The organism is Pseudomonas sp. Pseusp16 (genome assembly GCF_047324915.1).
In the GTDB taxonomy this organism is placed as follows: domain Bacteria; phylum Pseudomonadota; class Gammaproteobacteria; order Pseudomonadales; family Pseudomonadaceae; genus Aquipseudomonas; species Aquipseudomonas fluorescens_CD.
The window spans coordinates 5,029,952-5,045,761 of record NZ_CP168522.1; the positions used below are offsets into that span (position 1 = coordinate 5,029,952).

The 15,810-nt window shown below is 58.7% G+C and carries 18 protein-coding genes and 1 pseudogene; 9 read left to right on the forward strand and 10 right to left on the reverse strand.

Annotation, left to right across the window (positions count from 1 at the left end; all coding sequences use genetic code 11):
- The first annotated feature begins 17 nt into the window (after nt 1–17).
- Nucleotides 18–911 (forward strand): LysR family transcriptional regulator, encoded by an 894-nt coding sequence (locus tag ACEN8Q_RS22700; RefSeq protein WP_413426193.1) that lies wholly within the window; start codon nt 18–20, stop codon nt 909–911.
- On the opposite strand, the gene ACEN8Q_RS22705 is transcribed toward ACEN8Q_RS22700, so the two are convergent.
- The gene (locus ACEN8Q_RS22705) at nt 908–1,231 is read right to left on the reverse strand and encodes a DUF883 family protein (RefSeq protein ID WP_008018481.1); all 324 of its coding nucleotides are present in this window, start codon (nt 1,229–1,231) and stop codon (nt 908–910) included. The genes ACEN8Q_RS22700 and ACEN8Q_RS22705 overlap by 4 nt on opposite strands.
- Before the next feature lie 157 nt (nt 1,232–1,388).
- Here ACEN8Q_RS22705 and ACEN8Q_RS22710 point away from each other — a divergent pair, with 157 nt between their 5' ends.
- Nucleotides 1,389–1,604 carry a dodecin gene (locus tag ACEN8Q_RS22710; RefSeq protein WP_008002152.1) on the forward strand — a complete coding sequence of 72 codons (216 nt, stop codon included), beginning with the start codon at nt 1,389–1,391 and terminating at the stop codon, nt 1,602–1,604.
- A 122-nt stretch (nt 1,605–1,726) separates the two neighbouring features.
- Entirely contained in the window at nt 1,727–1,948 is a 222-nt protein-coding gene (locus tag ACEN8Q_RS22715) for a DUF1161 domain-containing protein (protein ID WP_085716026.1), read from the forward strand.
- Nucleotides 1,949–2,014: 66 nt separating this feature from the next.
- On the opposite strand, the gene ACEN8Q_RS22720 is transcribed toward ACEN8Q_RS22715, so the two are convergent.
- Nucleotides 2,015–3,016 carry an LLM class flavin-dependent oxidoreductase gene (locus ACEN8Q_RS22720; RefSeq protein WP_322617780.1) on the reverse strand — a complete coding sequence of 334 codons (1,002 nt, stop codon included), beginning with the start codon at nt 3,014–3,016 and terminating at the stop codon, nt 2,015–2,017.
- A 155-nt stretch (nt 3,017–3,171) separates the two neighbouring features.
- On the opposite strand from ACEN8Q_RS22720, the pseudogene ACEN8Q_RS22725 reads away from it, so the two are divergent.
- Nucleotides 3,172–3,285 (forward strand): annotated as a pseudogene (locus tag ACEN8Q_RS22725) (OsmC family peroxiredoxin); the annotation flags it as partial.
- A 184-nt stretch (nt 3,286–3,469) separates the two neighbouring features.
- Nucleotides 3,470–3,703 (forward strand): DUF1161 domain-containing protein, encoded by a 234-nt coding sequence (locus ACEN8Q_RS22730; RefSeq protein WP_008018477.1) that lies wholly within the window; start codon nt 3,470–3,472, stop codon nt 3,701–3,703.
- Between the two features lie 4 nt (nt 3,704–3,707).
- On the opposite strand, the gene ACEN8Q_RS22735 is transcribed toward ACEN8Q_RS22730, so the two are convergent.
- Both ACEN8Q_RS22735 and ACEN8Q_RS22740 read right to left on the reverse strand, forming a co-directional pair.
- Nucleotides 3,708–4,130, reverse strand: coding sequence for a hypothetical protein (locus ACEN8Q_RS22735; RefSeq protein WP_413426190.1), 423 nt, complete (start codon nt 4,128–4,130; stop codon nt 3,708–3,710).
- A gap of 41 nt (nt 4,131–4,171) precedes the next feature.
- Nucleotides 4,172–4,594 carry a hypothetical protein gene (locus tag ACEN8Q_RS22740; protein ID WP_413426188.1) on the reverse strand — a complete coding sequence of 141 codons (423 nt, stop codon included), beginning with the start codon at nt 4,592–4,594 and terminating at the stop codon, nt 4,172–4,174.
- A gap of 59 nt (nt 4,595–4,653) precedes the next feature.
- On the opposite strand from ACEN8Q_RS22740, the gene ACEN8Q_RS22745 reads away from it, so the two are divergent.
- Nucleotides 4,654–5,751, forward strand: coding sequence for an aminopeptidase (locus ACEN8Q_RS22745; RefSeq protein ID WP_413426186.1), 1,098 nt, complete (start codon nt 4,654–4,656; stop codon nt 5,749–5,751).
- On the opposite strand, the gene ACEN8Q_RS22750 is transcribed toward ACEN8Q_RS22745, so the two are convergent.
- On the reverse strand, nt 5,733–6,962 hold the full coding sequence (locus ACEN8Q_RS22750; RefSeq protein WP_008018473.1) for a nucleoside recognition domain-containing protein: 1,230 nt from the start codon (nt 6,960–6,962) through the stop codon (nt 5,733–5,735). The genes ACEN8Q_RS22745 and ACEN8Q_RS22750 overlap by 19 nt on opposite strands.
- A 117-nt stretch (nt 6,963–7,079) precedes the next feature.
- On the reverse strand, nt 7,080–8,411 hold the full coding sequence (gene gltP, locus ACEN8Q_RS22755) for a glutamate/aspartate:proton symporter GltP (protein WP_413426184.1): 1,332 nt from the start codon (nt 8,409–8,411) through the stop codon (nt 7,080–7,082).
- A gap of 299 nt (nt 8,412–8,710) precedes the next feature.
- On the opposite strand from gltP, the gene ACEN8Q_RS22760 reads away from it, so the two are divergent.
- Nucleotides 8,711–9,016 (forward strand): hypothetical protein, encoded by a 306-nt coding sequence (locus ACEN8Q_RS22760; protein ID WP_413703778.1) that lies wholly within the window; start codon nt 8,711–8,713, stop codon nt 9,014–9,016.
- Nucleotides 9,017–9,120: 104 nt separating this feature from the next.
- Here the strand turns inward: ACEN8Q_RS22760 and ACEN8Q_RS22765 are convergent, their stop codons facing one another.
- Nucleotides 9,121–9,285 (reverse strand): DUF1328 domain-containing protein, encoded by a 165-nt coding sequence (locus tag ACEN8Q_RS22765; RefSeq protein WP_003170804.1) that lies wholly within the window; start codon nt 9,283–9,285, stop codon nt 9,121–9,123.
- A 71-nt stretch (nt 9,286–9,356) separates the two neighbouring features.
- Nucleotides 9,357–9,644 (reverse strand): hypothetical protein, encoded by a 288-nt coding sequence (locus tag ACEN8Q_RS22770; RefSeq protein ID WP_413426179.1) that lies wholly within the window; start codon nt 9,642–9,644, stop codon nt 9,357–9,359.
- Between the two features lie 439 nt (nt 9,645–10,083).
- Here ACEN8Q_RS22770 and algB point away from each other — a divergent pair, with 439 nt between their 5' ends.
- A complete protein-coding gene (gene algB / locus ACEN8Q_RS22775) occupies nt 10,084–11,430 on the forward strand; it encodes a sigma-54-dependent response regulator transcription factor AlgB (RefSeq protein ID WP_413426177.1) in 1,347 nt (448 codons plus the stop codon).
- A gap of 10 nt (nt 11,431–11,440) precedes the next feature.
- Nucleotides 11,441–13,231: a KinB sensor domain-containing domain gene (locus ACEN8Q_RS22780; protein WP_413426175.1), complete on the forward strand. Its 1,791-nt coding sequence runs from the start codon at nt 11,441–11,443 to the stop codon at nt 13,229–13,231.
- A 7-nt stretch (nt 13,232–13,238) separates the two neighbouring features.
- Here the strand turns inward: ACEN8Q_RS22780 and ACEN8Q_RS22785 are convergent, their stop codons facing one another.
- Nucleotides 13,239–14,852, reverse strand: coding sequence for an EAL domain-containing protein (locus ACEN8Q_RS22785; protein ID WP_413426173.1), 1,614 nt, complete (start codon nt 14,850–14,852; stop codon nt 13,239–13,241).
- Between the two features lie 76 nt (nt 14,853–14,928).
- On the reverse strand, nt 14,929–15,708 hold the full coding sequence (locus ACEN8Q_RS22790; RefSeq protein ID WP_413426171.1) for an N-acetylmuramoyl-L-alanine amidase: 780 nt from the start codon (nt 15,706–15,708) through the stop codon (nt 14,929–14,931).
- Between the last annotated feature and the right edge of the window lie 102 nt (nt 15,709–15,810).

The window sequence follows — 15,810 nt, forward strand, 5'->3', positions numbered from 1 at the left end:
GAAAACTCACAGATCCCATGAGCCATGACCTTCCTCCGCTGAACGCGCTTCGCGCCTTCGAAGCCACCGCCCGCTTGAACAGCGTCAGTCAGGCGGCGGAGCAGTTGCACGTCACCCATGGGGCCGTCAGCCGGCAATTGAAAGTACTGGAAGAACACTTGGGTGTGAGCCTGTTCATCAAGGACGGGCGCGGCCTGAAACTCACAGATGCCGGGTTACGCCTGCGTGACGCCAGCAGCGAAGCCTTCGAGCGCCTGCGCAGTGTTTGCGCCGAACTCACACAAAGCACAGCCGATGCCCCGTTCGTGCTTGGCTGCTCGGGAAGCCTGCTGGCGCGCTGGTTTATCCCGCGACTGGGCAGACTCAATGCCGACCTGCCGGACTTGCGCCTGCACCTGTCGGCCGGAGAAGGCGATCTCGATCCGCGAAAACCGGGGCTGGATGCCTTGCTGGTCTTTGCCGAGCCACCCTGGCCGGCGGACATGCAGGTTTTTGAGCTGGCCGGCGAACGCATCGGTCCGGTCATGAGCCCTCGATTCAGCGGCTATGAACGGCTCAGGCACGCGCCGGAAACTGCACTGGTGAGCGAACCCTTGTTGCACACCACCTCACGCCCGCAAGCCTGGCCGAGCTGGGCGCAACCACGCGGCCTCGACGCCAGGGCGTTGAAGTACGGTCAGGGATTTGAACATTTGTATTATTTGCTCGAAGCCGCCGTCGCGGGCCTGGGTGTGGCGATTGCCCCCGAACCCCTGGTGGCCGAGGACTTGAAGGCCGGCCGCCTGGTTGCACCATGGGGTTTCAGTGAAACCCCGGCACAACTGGCGTTGTGGCTACCCAAGCGCGCCGCGGACGGGCGCGCCCGGCAACTGGCTCAGTGGCTCAGGAACGAGCTGCATCGAGCGGATTAATCACGTTTGCACAACAGATAAGCGGCCAGCAGGCCCAATGCGCCCACGGCGACGCCGGCTGTTGTCCAGGGGTGTTCCTGGGCATAGTCGCGGGTGGCAATCCCGGTTTCGCGGGTTTTGACCTTGACCTCTTCATAGGCATCGGCAAGCAGATGGCGCGAGTGCCTCAAGGCATTCTCGGCGTTGCTTTTCAGGGTCTTGAGGGTTTTACGCGACTCGTCCGAGGCGTCATCCTTCAGGCTTTCCAAAGACTTGAGCAGACTCTCGATCTCGGCTTCCATGCTCTGCAATGAGGCTTTGCGTAACGAGGTGTTGGCCATGGTGGCTCTCCTGCATTGGTGATGAGTGGCGTGTGTTGGTTGGGACTTCAGGGGTACAAGAAAGTGCAGAAAATCTGAACTTGATCCAGAGAACGACCAACACAAGAAATAGGAAAAATCACTGCTAGGCTGTAATTCACACGCCGAGGAGAACGCCATGTCTGACCATCACACCTACAAGAAAGTCGAGCTGGTCGGCTCGTCCACCAGCAGTATCGAAGATGCGATCAACAACGCGCTGGCCGAGGCCAGCAAAAGCATCAAGTACATGGAATGGTTTGAAGTGACCGAGACCCGTGGGCACATCAGAGACGGCAAGGCTGCGCACTTTCAGGTGACCTTGAAAGTCGGGTTTCGGATTGCCAGCAGCTGACTTTGGGCTAGTCTTCTGAACTTGCACGCCGGCCGAATGCCACAGGGAATGGCAATGCGCGACATGAGTGCGTCCGGCTGACGGCTGGTTACCCCCTATGATCCGACCAGGGAATGCAACCGATGAAGAAGTTTATGTTGGCGGTAGGTTTGTTGAGCCTTGCGGGGACCGCATTGGCGGGCGGCAAGCCATGCGAAGAGCTGAAAGCCGAAATCGCAGCGAAACTTGATGCCAAGGGCGTTTCCGGTTATTCGCTGGAGATTGTCGATAAAGGTGCCGCTGCCGGCGGAAAAGTTGTTGGCAAATGCGAAGCGGGCGCCAAAGTGATCGTCTATAAAAAGTAGGCAGAATTGCGCCTGAAAAAAAGCCGACACCACGGTGTCGGCTTTTTTACGCCTGGCGTTTGAGTATCAGCCTCGCATGACCTGCGCCAGCAGCTCGTAGGAATGCACGCGATCCGAATGTTCGTACAGGTCACAGGTAAAAATCAGCTCGTCAGCCTGGGTCTGTTCAATCAGGACCTCGAGTTTGGCGCGTATTTTCTGCGGGCTGCCGATCATGGCCAGGCCAAGGAAATCGTGCACGGCCTCTCTCTCATGGGGCAGCCACAGGCCGTCCATGGTCTTCACCGGCGGGCGCTGTACCAGACTTTGGCCACGCATCAGGGCAAGAATCCGCTGGAACACCGAAGTCGCCAGGTAATCGGCCTGCTCATCGGTATCGGCCGCCACCAATGGCACACCGAGCATCACGTAGGGTTTATCCAGAACGGCTGACGGCTTGAAGTGATTGCGGTAGACCCGAATCGCTTCATGCATGTAGCGCGGTGCGAAATGCGAAGCGAAGGCGTAGGGCAATCCGCGCTCACCCGCCAGTTGTGCGCTGAACAGGCTCGACCCCAACAACCAGACCGGTACATTGGTCCCGGTTCCCGGCATGGCGATGATGCGTTGATCCGGGGTACGTGGCCCAAGGTAGCGCACCAGTTCCGCCACATCTTCCGGGAAATCGTCGGCGCTGCCGGAGCGTTCGCGGCGTAAAGCGCGTGCGGTCATCTGGTCGGAACCGGGGGCACGCCCCAGGCCCAGGTCAATCCGGCCCGGATAAAGGCTTTCCAGGGTGCCGAACTGCTCGGCAATCACCAGCGGTGCATGGTTGGGCAACATCACTCCGCCCGAACCAACACGAATGGTCGACGTACCACCGGCCAGATAACCGAGCAGCACCGATGTCGCGGAACTGGCGATGCCGTCCATGTTGTGATGCTCAGCCACCCAGAAGCGGTTGTAGCCAAACTTCTCGACGTGCTGCGCCAGGTCCAGCGAATTGCGCAGCGACTGGGCCGCGCTGCCGTTCTCGCGCACCGGCACCAGATCGAGAGTCGAGAACTTGATATCGGACAGTCGTTTCATGAACCTGCTTCTCCAATTGAGGGCGCAGGTTTGTTCTTGCGAACGCAAACCTGCCGAATCCAAAAGCGTGTTCATGCAATGTGGGCATATACCCGAGTTTCAATAGCCAGGTAACAAATCCCGCAAAAAAAGCAGATTGACCGGACGAAATGAATATTCCCAGGGTGACTCAGGTGCAGTTCGAAGAACCCGGCAACAAGGCCAAATAGGGCTGCCCGGTGTCCAGGCTGCTGAATGCGAAGATCAGCCTGGAGGCAACATTGGTTGGCGGGATTTTCATTGAAACGAAAAAGATCGCAGCCTTGCGCAACCTGCCGGGATCATTCGGCAAAAGCTGCTCAAGGCTACGATCTTTTTTGCGTCGTGACAGATTTGCCCGCTAAAACTATGGTCGAATAAATGACAGCAGCGAAACCCCATGAATATGCGTGCTGCCTCAAAGGAGCTTCAACCATGAAACGTTTTGCCCTGGCGGTTATCTGTTGCGCACTGGCCACTTCGGCCCTCGCAGCACCGAAGCCCTGCGAAGAACTCAAGGCCGAGATCGAAGCCAAGATTCAGGCCAGTGGCGTCACTGCCTACACGCTTGAAATCGTCACCAACGACGAAGTACACGACCAGAACATGGTCGTGGGCTCGTGCGAAAACGGCACCAAAAAAATCATCTACCAGAAGAACGACCGCTGACAGCTCACATCAGGCAGTAGGACTCCCGATCTTCAGCGACGATCTCGCGCTTGGCGTTGTACAGCCGGGCCTCGGGTATGAAGGCGATTGAGCGGCCTTGGAGCACATAACGCTGACCGGCTTCGAAATGATCGTAATTGATGGTCAGGTAGCAGATCCGTTCAGAGGGGCCGTTCATCATGCTCAATCCGCCACCACCGGGTACTTCAAAGTCGAAACGGACGATCAGTTCGTGGCTGCCCGGTGTGACCTCAAAGAAGCGCCCGTCGCGCAGGCGCTGCTTATCCAGTCGTTCGGCCATCAGCAACTTGTCGTTAGGGAAGGGCGTAGAGAATTCCACCCAGGCCATCTTCGGATTAGCCGCCGGCATCGGGCTCTGACAACCGGCAACAACACTGGCGGCGAGTAACAGCATCAACCTGCGCATGATGAATGTCCCAAGGGATTATGCATTCAGCATAACGCCGATCAGGTGCCTTGGCAGCCCGCTGGCTTGCCTTGACCAATCACTTTTCGCTGTTGATCGTAAAGTTTCGCCCAAGGCCGAAAACCAATGTTCCCCGCCTGTAGCTCATAACGCTCACCGGCGTTGAAGTCGTTGAATTTCACGTTCAACTGACAATCGCGCCACAACGGCTCGGCGTCGGGACCGATGTTGGTGGGCTGGACCGAAAACTGATAGCGGACCGTCAACTCATGACTACCGGGCTGGACCTCGAAATAGCGTTTATCGTCAGTGGCCTTGTTATCGACCTCCAGCGCCTGCAGCGCCGTATCTTCCTGCTTTGAGTCCAGGTCGATCCAGGCTTGCGCAGGATCAGGGCGGGGTATTCCGAAACCAGCACAGCCGGCCAGAAACAGCAGGCCACCCGTCAGTACCAACATGCGCATAGCGGAGCTCCATTCAAGCGGGATAGTCTTGTGCAAAGACTCTCCAAGGAAGAATTATTGTGTTCAGGCCGCTTCCTAGCCTTGGTTTACTTGATCGCGTTTTTCGCGTTTTGTTTCCGTGCGTGTTGTTTTTGTTGCTCAACGGTTGCGCCAGCGTCAGCTACTACAGCCAATTGGCCAGCGGCCAACTGCAGTTGCTGCGGGCCAGGGAGCCTGTTTCCAGTGTGATCGCCGACCCGGCGAGCGATGAAAAACTGCGTACGCACCTGGAGCAATCGCAGAAAGCCCGAACGTTCGCCAGCCGGCAATTGCACCTGCCGGATAACCAGAGTTACCGCTTGTACGCCGACATTGGGCGTCCTTTCGTCGTCTGGAATGTCTTCGCCACGCCGGAATTTTCCCTCAAGCCCGTAGACCACTGTTTTCCCGTTGCCGGTTGCGTGGCCTACCGCGGTTACTACAGCCAGAGCGCCGCCCGCGGCGAAGCGGCTGTGCAACGCTTACAGGGCATGGACGTATCGATCGGTGGCGTCGAAGCGTATTCGACGCTTGGCTGGTTCAATGACCCGATCATCAGTTCGATGATGGGCTGGGGCGATGAGCGACTGGCCACGCTGATTTTTCACGAGCTGGCCCATCAGCGCTTCTATGTGAAGGACGACACGGAGTTCAACGAATCCTTTGCCACTTTCGTCGAGCAGGAAGGTACTCGCCAATGGCGCGCCTACCGCCACCTGCCACCGGCTGACAATGCGCAGGCGCGCCAGCGCGACCAGTTCACCGAGTTGGTGCTCAATACCCGCACCCGACTGGAACAGCTCTACACCGCGCCGTTGCCAACCGAACAAATGCGCCAGCACAAGGCAGCCGAGTTCGAGCGCTTGCGTAGCGAGTACCGGCAAATGCGCGACCGTCAGTGGGCTGGAGACAAACGCTATGACGCCTGGATCTATGCGCCCATGAACAATGCCCGGCTATTGCCGTTTGGCTTGTACGATCAATGGGTACCAGCCTTTACCGCGCTGTTCCATCAGGTGGATGGCAACTGGCTGCAGTTTTATGCGGCCGTGGAGAAGCTCGGTGCCTTGCCCACGGACCAGCGCAAAGCAGCGTTGAAAACTTTGGCTGACGGCACCCGTCAACCAAAGAACCAGTAGCAAACCCCGATTGAACCCAGCACCCCGGCAAGCTCCGCCAGCAATGCGCAGCCAACCGCATGGCGTGCGCGCTGGATGCCCACGGCGCCGAAGTACACCGCCAGGACATAGAACGTCGTTTCGGTACTGCCCTGGACCGTTGCCGCCACCAGCGCCGGGAAGCTGTCTACGCCCGAGGTCTTCATGGTTTCAATCAACATCGCCCGGGCGGCGCTACCGGAGAAGGGTTTGACCATCGCCGTCGGCAGCGCATCGACGAAGCGCGTGTCCCAACCGGCCCACGCCACCAGATGACGAATCCCGTCCAGACCGAAGTCCAGCGCCCCGGAGGCCCGCAGAACACCTACGGCGCAGAGCATCGCCACCAGGTAGGGCAGCAAGTTCTTGGCGACGTCGAAACCCTCTTTGGCACCTTCAACGAAGGCCTCGTAGACCTTCACTTTGCGCAGCGCACCGATCAGCAGAAACAGCATGATCAGGCCAAACAGCGTCAGGTTGCCGAGGATTGACGACAAGCCGGCCAGCGCGGTCGCCGAAAGGGTCGCCAGCAATGCCATGAAAGCGCCAAGGGCGAGGGCACCGGGGATCAGGTAGGCCAGCACCACGGGGTCCCAGATGCGCAAACGCTGCATGAACGCCACCGCCAGGAAGCCGACAATGGTCGAGCAACTGGTCGCCAGCAGGATCGGCAGGAACACCAGCGTCGGGTCGGGCGCGCCTTGCTGGGCGCGATACATGAAGATGGTCACCGGCAGCAGGGTCAGCGAGGAAGCGTTGAGCACCAGGAACAGAATCTGTGCGTTGCTGGCAACGGTTGCGCTGGGATTGAGCTCTTGCAGCGCCTTCATGGCCTTGAGGCCGATCGGCGTAGCGGCGTTGTCCAGACCCAAGCCATTGGCGGCGAAGTTGAGGGTGATCAGGCCGATGGCCGGATGACCAGGCGGAACTTCGGGCATCAGGCGCAAAAACAGCGGCCCCAAGGCCTTGGCCAACCATTCGACGATCCCGGCTTTCTCGGCAATGCGCAGAAAACCGAGCCAGAGGGTGAGGGTGCCGAACAGCAGCACCATGACTTCGACCGAAAGCTTGGCCATGGCAAAAATGCTTTCCACCATCGCCGCGAATATCCCGGCGTTACCGCCAATCAGCCACTGGGCCAGCGCCGATACGGCGGCCACGATGAAGAAGCCAAGCCACAGGCCATTGAGCATCAGTCAAATCCCCCAAAAGATCCGCGAATGATAGCGGGGTGGCCAGAAACGACAAACCCCGAATTTCTCCGGGGTTTGTCTGTTATTGCCTGTACCGCTCCCACAAGGGGTGTTGCATCAGTTCTTGGAAACTTCACCCATCGGCAGTTGTTCCTTGCTGCGCCAGTGCGGCAGGGAGTTCCAGTAGCGCTGACCCTTGGCGTCGTCGTACATGCCTTCCCAACGAGCGATAACCAGAACGGCCAGGGCGTTGCCGATCACGTTCAGTGCGGTACGGGCCATGTCCATGACGCGGTCGACACCGGCGATGAACGCCAGGCCTTCCAGTGGAATACCGACGCTGCCCAGGGTGGCCAGCAGTACCACGAAGGACACGCCCGGTACGCCGGCGATGCCTTTGGAGGTGACCATCAATGTCAGTACCAGCAGCAATTGCTGGCTGATCGACAGGTCGATGCCGTACAGCTGGGCAATGAAGATCGCCGCAATGCTTTGGTACAGGGTCGAACCGTCGAGGTTGAACGAGTAACCGGTCGGCACCACGAAGCTGCAAATGGCTTTCGGCGCGCCGTAGGCTTCCATCTTCTCGATCACGCGCGGCAATACGGTTTCGGAGCTGGCGGTGGAATAGGCCAGTACCAGCTCATCCTTGAAGATGCGCATCAGCTTGATCACCGAGAAACCGAACAGGCGAGCGATCAGGCCCAGGATCACGAAAGCGAAGAAGGCGATGGCGACGTAAACCAGGATCACCAGTTTGGCCAGCGGTATCAGCGACGCGAAGCCGAAATTGGCCACAGTCACTGCGATCAGTGCGAACACGCCGATCGGGGCGTAGTTCATGATCATGTGAGTGACCTTGAACATGCTTTCCGATACGCCCTGGAACATCTTCACCAGCGGCTCGCGCAGGTCCGCCTGCAGGCTCGACAAACCGAGACCGAACAATACAGAGAAGAAGATGATTGGCAGCATTTCACCGCGAACCATGGCCGCAAAGATGTTCGACGGGATCAGGTTGAGGATGGTTTCGATGAACGCGTGTTCATGCTGAACCTCGGCCGCCGTGGCCTGGTACTTGGAAATGTCCACAGTGCCCAGGGTGCTCATGTCGATGCCGGCACCCGGATGGAACAGGTTTGCCAGCAGCAGACCGACCACGATGGCGATGGTGGTGACGATCTCGAAGTAGATGATGGTCTTGAAGCCGATACGCCCCAGCTTCTTGGCGTCACCGACGCCTGCGATGCCGACGATCAGGGAGGAGATGACGATCGGAATCACGATCATCTTGATCAGACGGATAAAGATATCGCCTGCCGGTTGCAGGACGTTGCTGATCCACCAGGCTTTTTCGGCACTGAAATGGTTGAGCAGCGCACCGATTGCAATCCCCAATACCAGACCGATGAGGATCTGCCAGGCGAGGCTAAGCTTTGCCTTCTTCATATCTTTACCCTTACTTGTTGTTTGACTCAGGGAGATGCGCGAACTGGAACGCTTATGGCGAAAAAGTCTGGTGCATCTACCCCCGTATAAGGTGCCCCGGAACGCGTATTGACGGCTCTCCGGCAGGCGAAAAAGGCGCAACTATTCCGATGCAAGGGAGCGCCGTCTAATGCCGTAAACGCCTACCCCATGCCAAATCGGCATGGAGTTTTTTTACCGAAAGCGACGTCGCAATCGGTTCGAATGCGACATTTCAGCAGGCATAAGTGCCGTGAACCGGTCATCACAGAGCAGATTGAATGTTTTTTGAGCAGTGGCTGAACGTTGATTTTTCAGCAGAATCCCGCTGGACGAAGCGAAAAATCATTGCCAAAGAAAATGCTTTTTTCTCGATATACGGTCGCTGGCGAAACACCTGGAAAAGTATTTTGCGACGTAACAAGGACAAGGAAGCGATAACACTGGTGAAACCGAGACGAGCGCTCTATTTCAATGTGTTGCGTATTCAAGCCCTTCGCAAGTCCGTCGAGCCATGGCGGTCCGGCGAACTTGCGCAGCAGCTTTTCCTGACCCGGCCCTTGCGCAGGCACTCCCTGTACCCGTAGGTCACTCCGCCCCTGAAACAGGCAGAACATCCCGACCCCTTGGTCATGCGCCAGCCTTCCTCAGGTGACGCAGGTGGAAGGAGGCGCTGTGGCCTCCTCTCATATCAGCCTCGACCGCGACGACCAAAGAAGAAAGAGGCAATGAACATCACCAGGAACACGACAAACAGAATCTTGGCGATACCCGTGGCGGTGCCCGCGATACCACCGAAGCCCAGTACGGCGGCGACGATGGCGATGATCAGGAATGTGATTGCCCAGCTCAACATGGTGATTCTCCTTACGCTTCTGTTTAGAGGTGCTGCGTTTCCCGGCGCATCGGGTGCGGCGGAGGTTTTGCCTAGAACACCCAACGCTCTTGATGACGCATCTCACCCACAGGCCCGGCCTGGTCGACATCCATCATGCGCATCGGGGGGCTATCGGCCTGACCGCTGCCGACAGCACTGAAATGGGTTTGGGTCGGATGCGGAGTCGACAGGAATGGCGCTTCCAGCTGCCGACTCTGCTCCCAGCGCAGAAACTGCTGGCCGCCGATCAGGGTGATCAACAGCGCCAGAACAGCAAACAGCCCTTGCTGGATATGCACAGGCGACAGGTGCAGGCGGGCGGCACGTTGACGGTTCATCCTGGAGCTCCTACCACTCGGGTCGGTATTCGATAGCGGGCGTTTGTCTTTGAATGCCCTGGTTAACCAGACAATTGCAGCCCGCATGCCACCTTTTCCTCGAAATATTCTCCTTTTATTTCAATATCTTATGCACACCAAGGAAATCACTTCGCACGCATCCTGCACGATGCCACGGGTGCAGTCGTGCGTATTGCACGATTCACTTGAAGGGAAGGTGTAAATTTTTTGAATTGAGAGAAGGGCGCGGATGTCAGAAATACAGGCTGTCCACTGTCAGGACCCGGGCATCTACTAAAAGACCCGCATAACCGGGTGGCTAACCGATACATCGGATGAAAGCTACTCTGCCATGACAGCATTGGCTCAGAATCAATCATGCAACTTGCCCGATTTTTCCGGGCCTAAATAAAGATCATTCATTAAGGAGCGCAGGAAAATGGAATCAGCCACTGAGCATCAAGGCCGCATTCTGCTGGTGGATGATGAGTCCGCTATCCTGCGTACCTTCCGTTATTGCCTTGAAGACGAAGGCTACAGCGTGGCCACCGCCACCAGCGCCGCGCAGGCAGATACCCTGTTGCAGCGACAGGTCTTCGACCTGTGCTTTCTCGATTTGCGCCTGGGTGAAGACAACGGCCTCGATGTGCTGGCCCAGATGCGTATCCAGGCGCCCTGGATGCGGGTAGTGATCGTCACTGCGCACTCGGCTGTCGACACGGCGGTGGATGCGATTCAGGCCGGTGCCGCCGACTATCTGGTCAAACCGTGCAGCCCCGATCAATTGCGCCTGGCAACCGCCAAGCAACTGGAAGTGCGGCAACTGTCGGCGCGACTGGAAGCCCTGGAAGGTGAAGTACGCAAGCCCATGGATGGCCTGGACTCCCACAGCCCGGCCATGAAAGTGGTACTCGAAACCGCCCGCCAGGTTGCCACGACCGATGCCAATATCCTGATTCTTGGTGAATCCGGTACCGGCAAGGGCGAACTGTCCCAAGCCATTCATGGCTGGAGTAAACGCGCGAAGAAATCCTGCGTCACGATTAACTGCCCGTCGCTGACCGCCGAACTCATGGAAAGCGAACTCTTCGGCCACAGTCGCGGCGCCTTCACCGGCGCCAGCGAAAGCACCCTGGGCCGAGTCAACCAGGCTGACGGCGGGACGCTGTTTCTCGACGAGATCGGTGACTTTCCCCTGACATTGCAGCCCAAGTTGCTGCGTTTTATTCAGGACAAAGAATATGAGCGCGTTGGTGATCCGGTGACCCGACGTGCCGATGTGCGCATCCTTGCGGCCACCAACCTCAACCTTGAGGACATGGTCCGCGACGGTCGCTTCCGTGAAGACCTGCTCTATCGCCTGAATGTCATTACCTTGCACCTGCCACCGCTACGCGAACGCCGCGAAGATATTCTCAACCTGGCCGATCGTTTCCTGGCGCGTTTCGTCAAGGAGTACGCCCGTCCCGCACGCGCCTTCAGCGACGAGGCCCGGGAAGCGCTGCTGAGCTATCGCTGGCCGGGCAACATCCGTGAGCTGCGCAACGTGATCGAGCGGGCGAGCATCATCTGTCCGCAGGAACGGGTCGAGATCAGTCATCTGGGCATGGCCGAAACCCCAGCCAACAATACACCTCGCATCGGCGCGGCATTGAGCCTGGACGAGCTGGAAAAGGCCCACATCGGCGCGGTCCTCGCCACCGCCGACACGCTGGACCAGGCCGCCAAAATCCTGGGCATCGACGCCTCGACGCTGTACCGCAAACGCAAGCAGTACAACTTGTGAGCAATAGCCGATGAAACTGGCGATGAAATTGCGGACCCGGCTTTTCCTGAGCATCTCCGCCCTGATCACCGTCGCCTTGCTCGGGCTCTCGCTCGGGCTGGTCAGCGTGATGCAGATGGCCGGCAGCCAGGAAGCGCTGATACGCAGCAATTTCATCACCCTGGACCTGGGGCTCAAGCTGCGTCAGACCCTGGGCGACCAGTTAATCATCATGCTGAGCGAGAAACCCGACTCTGCGGCCTTCGCGGCCTCGAAGCAGCATTACTTCGAACTGCTCGAACAAGGCATTGCCCAGGAACCGGCAGAAACAGGAAGCGAATACGGTTTCAGAAAAGCCAAGGCCGATTACGAGCGCTTTATCCGGGCTTATGAAGCGTCCCCGGACACCTCGAATGTGCTCAGCAGCCAGGACGACCTCACAGATAAATTCAACGCACTGCGCAATGGCCTGATCGCCGAGCACAAGCGCGCGCTGGATAACATCAACGATACCGAGCGCCAGGCCCGGGAGCAGGCACTGCTGATTGCCGGGTTACTTGGCCTGGTGGGGCTGGCGGTGCTGATCATCGGCTTCGTGACCGCGCAGGCCATGGCCCGGCGTTTCGGCGAGCCCATCGAGGCCTTGGCCAAGGCGGCGGACAATATCGGCCAGGGTAATTTCGATGTCACCCTGCCGATCTCTTCGGCGATGGAACTGAACCAGCTGACCCGGCGTTTCGGGATCATGGCCCAGGCGCTGCGTGAACATCAGGCCACCAATGTCGATGAGTTGCTGGCCGGTCAGCAGCGTTTGCAGGCCGTGCTCGACAGCATCGACGACGGACTGCTGATGATCGACCGTCAGGGCCACCTGGAACACCTTAACCCTGTAGCCCAGCGTCAGTTGGGCTGGGAGTCAGATCGCCTGGGTCAGGGGTTGGGCACGGCGCTGGAGCGCCCCGAACTCGATGATCAGCTGCAACTGGTGCTGCGTGGCGGCACGCTGGAGCGGGCGCCGGAAGACTTGAGTGTCGAAGTCGACGGCGAGTCGCGACTGCTGACCTATAGCCTGACCCCGGTCAGCCATACCCAGGGCCATATTCTCGGTGCCGTGATGGTGCTGCATGACGTCACGGAACAGCGTGCCTTCGAACGGGTTCGCAGCGAATTTGTATTGCGTGCCTCCCATGAATTGCGCACACCGGTCACCGGCATGCACATGGCCTTCGGATTGTTCCGTGAGCGCGCACACTTTGCTGCGGACTCCCGGGAAGCCGACCTGCTCGATACCGTGAATGAAGAAATGCAGCGGCTGATGCAGCTGATCAATGACCTGCTCAATTTCTCCCGTTACCAGAACGGCTTGCAGAAACTCACCCTGGCACCGTGTTCCATCGAAGCGTTGCTGGAACAGGCTCAGTCACGCTTTGCCACATCGGCAGAAGAGAAGGAAATCAGTCTGCTGGTGGAAGTGCAGGGGCCTTTGCCGCGGTTGCAGGCCGACCAGCCACAGCTGGACCGGGTACTCGACAACTTGCTCGACAACGCCTTGCGCCATACCGCTTCCGGCGGGCGGATACGCCTGCAGGCCCGGCGCCACGGCGACCGGGTCATCATCAGTGTCGAGGACAACGGCGAAGGCATTGCCTACGGTCAGCAGGGGCGGATCTTCGAGCCATTCGTGCAGGTCGGGCGCAAGAAGGGCGGGGCCGGGCTCGGCCTGGCCTTGTGCAAGGAAATCGTGCAATTGCATGGCGGGCGGATGGGCGTCTATTCAAGGCCGGGGCAGGGTACCCAGTTCTACATGGCGCTGACCGTTTAGGTCGCGGTCACGCTTCGTCATCCAGGCGCCGGCCAGCCAGGCGTCGCCCCCGGGTTATCAATTCAATGAACTGAACCGCGCTCAACGCGTGGGCGAACAGCCAGCCCTGGCCGAACTTCACGCCCTCACTGCTCAGGAACTCGGCCTGGGCCTCATGTTCGATGCCCTCGGCAATCACCTTCAGGTGCAGCGACTGGGCCATATGAATGATGTGCGGGGCCACACCGCTGCTGGCGGCGTCATGGCCCAACGCATCAATGAATGCTTTGTCGATTTTCAGGCAATCGACCGGCAAGGTTTGCAAATAGGCGAGGCTGCAATAGCCGGTGCCAAAGTCATCGATCAACACCTGGTGCCCGACATCCCGCAAGGACTGCAGGTTTTCCCGGGCCACCACCACATCGACCAGCCCGCGCTCGGTAACCTCAAAGGCAATTTGCCGCGCAGCGACGCGATGCAGGGTCAGCAGCCTCGCCATCACCTGGCCGATCCGCGGCACCATCACATCACACGCCGCGAGATTGACCGAGATGTACAGATGCGGGTTGGCACGCAGCAACTGGCCGAGTTGCTCGAGCAGGCGTTGCAGGACGAAGTCCGTCATCTGGCGAATCTGCCCGGTATTCTCCGCCATCGGAATGAACAGGTCGGGGCTGGTCAGGGTACCGTCCGGCCTGCGCCAGCGCAGCAGCGCTTCAGCCCCGACACAGTTGCGGCTATCGAGGTCGAAGATCGGTTGATACAGCACCTGCAACTCGCCACGGCGAATCGCGCCGGTGAGTTCGGCGTCCAGCGACTGCCGCTGGCGCACCAGCAGAAACACCAGGAACCCAACGCATATGCCCAGCGCCAGGCTGGCCGGCAGCAGCCACCACCAGACCGCCGGGATGTGCATACCGCTACGCGGGCTGATCAACACCAATTGATACTCCGGGTTGTCGGTGGGCATGCGGTATATCAGGCGTGTCTGGGTGATCTGCAACGCATCACGGTTTTTTGGTGGCCAGGACTCGACCGGCGGCCAGGTCTGAGTAGCGCCCAACACCGGAATCGCGCGCGCACCATGGTCCAGGACAACCAGCAGGCTGCTGCCCGGAGAGAGGTCGACCATATCGGTCAAATGCCCGCGAGAGGTCGCGACGCGGAAATTCCCGCGCCCGAGCATCAGCGCGGCGCGGTTTTCATCGGGTTCGGTGGTGGTGTTGAGCCAATAGCTGTAGGTCGGACCCTTGATATCTGGCGATCGAATCAGCGACAACCCTTCCTGGCGAGGTCGATTGGAGCAGATTCGCGAGGAATCCATGTAGGCAGCTTCGTAGACGAAACGATAATTGAACGTAACCTGTTGCAAGGTTGCGATCATTTCAGCATCGCAGCCGCGCAACGGTTGTGCTTCAAGGTCGTCAAGGCTTTCACGCAGTTGCCCGAAGAGCTGTTCCAGGCGGGCGAGGAAGCGCTCACCCTGAGCATTCATTTCTTCGCTTTCGTTTTGCTCGACCTGGTGTATGGCGACGAACAGGCTGCCAGCCATCAATAACGTTGCGCTCAAGACAGCAGACATCAGCCCCAGGAACCAGGGGTGACGGAACCAACCAGGGAAGGTCTCTCGAGCAGCAGGCATTGTGCAATATCCGAAGTATTACCAATGAGTTATAGCTGCTGATTGGGAAAAAGCCCTGACCGTCGGGCGGGCGTCATTATTTTGTCTGATTCAACACCAAGAGAAGCGCTGCAGTTTGCGCATCCGGAGTGCCATCGAAGCGCGCCGGGCGGAAATGCATCTGGAATGCCGCTATCACATGCCGCGTTGCGACATCGAGCTCGCCAGTTTGTGGCGAGGCATAACCCAGGCGGGTCAATTGCGCCTGAAACCAGCTGATGCTCGGCAACTGTTCGGCGAACTGCATTTGCTGGCGCGCCACCAATTGTTCGTTCGGCCAGATACCCAGGCCTTCGGCGGCCAGACGCTTCCAGGGGAACAGCGGCCCCGGGTCCAGCTTGCGCAATGGCGCAATATCGCTATGGCCGATAATGTCGCGAGGCCTTATGCCGTGGCGTTTGCTGATGTCCTTGAGCAACACGATCAACGACTGGACCTGATCTTCGGTGAAGGGATACCACACGCGCCCGGTCGGGGTGTCCTTGAAGCCCGGGTTGACGATTTCGATACCGATGGAACTGGAATTCAGCCAGGTCCGGCCATTCCACTCGCTCTCCCCGGCGTGCCAGGCCCGCAGGTTTTCATCCATCAGCTTGTAGATGGTGGCGCCCTTGTCGTCACCGATCAGGTAATGGCTACTGACTTCACCATGGGTCAGCAGTTGCAACGACCGCTCCAGGGAGGCATTGGTGTAATGCACCACCACAAATTGCACGCGGCTGTCGTGATTGGCCGAAGGGTGGCTGGTGTCGTAACGGGGGCCGCTGGCACAGCCGGCCAGCAGAACCAGTGACACGATCAGAGCAAAATATTTCATGGCGAAAGGCAGTACACACAAGACAATAATGCAACAGTGTAACGTAATGCCTTGCGAGCTGACGGCAATCGCATCGAATTAAACAAAATGGAACAAATGATC

What these genes read in the sequence shown, in the direction of transcription:
- algB (WP_413426177.1), top strand. Translation starts at nt 10,084, where the DNA reads ATGGAATCAGCCACTGAGCATCAAGGCCGCATTCTGCTGGTGGATGAT.
- ACEN8Q_RS22760 (WP_413703778.1), top strand. Translation starts at nt 8,711, where the DNA reads ATGTTTTTTGAGCAGTGGCTGAACGTTGATTTTTCAGCAGAATCCCGC.
- ACEN8Q_RS22740 (WP_413426188.1), bottom strand. Translation starts at nt 4,594, where the DNA reads ATGCGCATGTTGGTACTGACGGGTGGCCTGCTGTTTCTGGCCGGCTGT.
- ACEN8Q_RS22790 (WP_413426171.1), bottom strand. Translation starts at nt 15,708, where the DNA reads ATGAAATATTTTGCTCTGATCGTGTCACTGGTTCTGCTGGCCGGCTGT.
- ACEN8Q_RS22785 (WP_413426173.1), bottom strand. Translation starts at nt 14,852, where the DNA reads ATGCCTGCTGCTCGAGAGACCTTCCCTGGTTGGTTCCGTCACCCCTGG.
- ACEN8Q_RS22750 (WP_008018473.1), bottom strand. Translation starts at nt 6,962, where the DNA reads ATGCTCAATGGCCTGTGGCTTGGCTTCTTCATCGTGGCCGCCGTATCG.
- ACEN8Q_RS22720 (WP_322617780.1), bottom strand. Translation starts at nt 3,016, where the DNA reads ATGAAACGACTGTCCGATATCAAGTTCTCGACTCTCGATCTGGTGCCG.
- gltP (WP_413426184.1), bottom strand. Translation starts at nt 8,411, where the DNA reads ATGAAGAAGGCAAAGCTTAGCCTCGCCTGGCAGATCCTCATCGGTCTG.
- ACEN8Q_RS22700 (WP_413426193.1), top strand. Translation starts at nt 18, where the DNA reads ATGAGCCATGACCTTCCTCCGCTGAACGCGCTTCGCGCCTTCGAAGCC.
- ACEN8Q_RS22765 (WP_003170804.1), bottom strand. Translation starts at nt 9,285, where the DNA reads ATGTTGAGCTGGGCAATCACATTCCTGATCATCGCCATCGTCGCCGCC.
- ACEN8Q_RS22710 (WP_008002152.1), top strand. Translation starts at nt 1,389, where the DNA reads ATGTCTGACCATCACACCTACAAGAAAGTCGAGCTGGTCGGCTCGTCC.
- ACEN8Q_RS22780 (WP_413426175.1), top strand. Translation starts at nt 11,441, where the DNA reads ATGAAACTGGCGATGAAATTGCGGACCCGGCTTTTCCTGAGCATCTCC.
- ACEN8Q_RS22730 (WP_008018477.1), top strand. Translation starts at nt 3,470, where the DNA reads ATGAAACGTTTTGCCCTGGCGGTTATCTGTTGCGCACTGGCCACTTCG.
- ACEN8Q_RS22735 (WP_413426190.1), bottom strand. Translation starts at nt 4,130, where the DNA reads ATGCGCAGGTTGATGCTGTTACTCGCCGCCAGTGTTGTTGCCGGTTGT.
- ACEN8Q_RS22705 (WP_008018481.1), bottom strand. Translation starts at nt 1,231, where the DNA reads ATGGCCAACACCTCGTTACGCAAAGCCTCATTGCAGAGCATGGAAGCC.
- ACEN8Q_RS22715 (WP_085716026.1), top strand. Translation starts at nt 1,727, where the DNA reads ATGAAGAAGTTTATGTTGGCGGTAGGTTTGTTGAGCCTTGCGGGGACC.
- ACEN8Q_RS22770 (WP_413426179.1), bottom strand. Translation starts at nt 9,644, where the DNA reads ATGAACCGTCAACGTGCCGCCCGCCTGCACCTGTCGCCTGTGCATATC.